General features: G+C 60.6%; 2 protein-coding genes. One reads left to right on the top strand and one right to left on the bottom strand.

Going from position 1 to position 2,230, the window contains the following annotated elements; translation table 11 throughout:
• The coding region (locus ABWQ00_RS03185) for an FAD-dependent oxidoreductase (protein WP_353237422.1) at nucleotides 1-1,049 on the bottom strand (1,049 nt) is incomplete at its 3' end.
• A gap of 166 nt (nucleotides 1,050-1,215) precedes the next feature.
• On the opposite strand from ABWQ00_RS03185, the gene arsS reads away from it, so the two are divergent.
• A complete protein-coding gene (arsS, locus tag ABWQ00_RS03180) occupies nucleotides 1,216-2,217 on the top strand; it encodes an arsenosugar biosynthesis radical SAM (seleno)protein ArsS (protein WP_353237223.1) in 1,002 nt (333 codons plus the stop codon).
• Nucleotides 2,218-2,230: the final 13 nt, after the last annotated feature.

The raw sequence follows: 2,230 nt of genomic DNA, 5'->3' as shown, positions 1-2,230 counted from the left end.
GAAATCAAGGCCAGCCAGTGGCGTTGTGGCGTGTAGGCCAACAACTTTTGCCCACGCAAACTGCGCCGCAAATTGGTGGCCAGGGGTTTGGCCATGCGCACCGCAAAAACCCCGGCTTTTTCGAGGGGGCGATCCACAAAAGAAGCCACATCGCCTGCCGCAAAGACCAAAGGATCGTTCAAGCTCTGCAGTTGAGGGTGAACCAGGATGAAGCCTTGGGCATCCAAGGCCAGACCCGTGCTTTGCAGCCAAGCGGGGCCGCCCGCCTGCGTGACCCACATGGTCTCATCGGCGTCAAAGGTGCGGCCGTCGCGCGTGTGCAGGCAACCGGGCGAGACTTGCACCACCTCGGCATGGGGGTGCACCTCCACGTTGCGCTCTTGCAGCACCTGCACAAACCGTGCACGCACGCCCGGGTTGTGCGTGGGCAAGATGGTCTCACCCGACGTCAACAGCACAAATTTCAGGTCTTCGGGGTTGCGCCCCAGGGCCTTGAGTTCAAGGCGCAATCGGTATTGCATCGACAGCACCAACTCCACGCCCCCAGCGCCGCCGCCCACCACCGCGATCGTCATGCGGCCCCGGTGTGATGGCCATTGGCGCGCCTTGTCCAGCAGGGCCAGCCAGCGTTGGTTGAACTGTGCAATCGGCTTGACCGGTGTGACCAGCGCTTGCGCGCCCTCGATGTTTTGCACTTTCGGCGTCGAACCGGTGTTGATGGACAACAGGTCGTAAGCCACAGGCGGGCGGTTGGCACAGATCACCCGTTGATTTTGGCGGTCGATGCCCACCACCGCATCCCTGTAAAAACGTGCGCCTGCAAACGCACACAAGCGGCCCAGGTCGATGTGGACCTCGTCAAAGCTGTAATGCCCCGAGATGTACCCCGGCAACATGCCCGAGTAAGGCGTGTCGATGTCGGTGCAGATCAAGGTGAGGCGAACCCCTGGCTCAGGCTGCATGGCGAACATGCGCAGCACGCCCACATGGCTGTGGCCGCCGCCAACCAACACCAAGTCACGCAGCACGGGTTGAGGGGTAGATTGCATTCTCAGAGGGTCCAGGGTTTGACGTGCACCCACAGGTGCTCGGCTGCTGGGTTCACAGCCACCGCCCAAGTGTGCCACCAGATTCAACAGGGGCAAGTGTGACCTTTTGATCTGATGTAACGTATTGAATTCAGAATCAAGCCATTTTGACCAGGAACCCCCTTTCATGCACCCCACATACCCGCTTTTGAAGGCCACCGACTTTCCGCCGATTCGCCGCAAAACCCTGGACACCTTGCAGGTCAATCTGGGCTACAAATGCAACCAAAGTTGCTTGCATTGCCATGTGGGGGCCGGCCCCAACCGCACGGAAATGATGGACGCAGCCACCATCGATGCGGTGCTGGCGGTGTTGGCGCGCCGGCATATCCAGACGCTGGACCTGACCGGCGGTGCACCCGAACTCAACGAGGGTTTTCGGTCTTTGGTGGTGCGTGCGCGGGCTTTGGGTGTGCGCGTCATTGACCGCTGCAACCTGACCATCCTGAGTGAACCCGGTCAAGAGGACTTGGCCGAATTTTTGGCCGCACACCAAGTCGAAGTCACAGCGTCTTTGCCGTGTTATTCACCGGCCAATGTGGACCGCCAACGGGGCGATGGTGTGTTTGACCGCAGCATTGCCGGTTTGCAGCAGCTCAATGCCTTGGGTTATGGCCAAGCCTCGCACCCCGAGCTGGTCTTGAACTTGGTTTACAACCCCCAAGGCCCCGCCTTGCCGCCGCCGCAAGAGGCCTTGGAAGCAGACTACAAACGCGAGCTGCTGGCGCATTTCGGCATTCGGTTCAACCACCTGTTTGCCTTGACCAACATGCCGGTGCAGCGCTTTGGCAGCACCTTGGTCAGCAAGGGCCAATTTGCCACTTACATGCAGTTGTTGCGCAGCGCCTACCGTGCCGACAACCTGGACACGGTGATGTGCCGAACCCTCATCAGTGTGGACTGGCAAGGCCAGTTGTACGACTGCGACTTCAACCAAATGTTGGGCATGGCGTCGCCCTTGCCTGGCTCCAAGCCAGCCCGCATCGAAGACCTTTTGACGCTGGACGTCTCGGGCCAAACCATCGCCACCGCTGACCACTGCTACGGCTGCACTGCGGGTCAGGGCAGCAGCTGCGGGGGGGCTTTGGAAGACAAAGAGCCCATGGCGTCCCTGGCAGATTCGAACTGAGAGGCCCGTGCCC

It is taken from the genome of Limnohabitans sp., from assembly GCF_040400975.1.
Taxonomy (GTDB): Bacteria; Pseudomonadota; Gammaproteobacteria; order Burkholderiales; family Burkholderiaceae_C; genus Limnohabitans_A.
Note: the sequence above shows the minus strand (reverse complement) of the source record. Positions and strands in the feature narration are given on the sequence as shown.

Coding starts and splice junctions, on each gene's coding strand:
- arsS (WP_353237223.1), top strand. CDS start 1,216: ATGCACCCCACATACCCGCTTTTGAAGGCCACCGACTTTCCGCCGATT.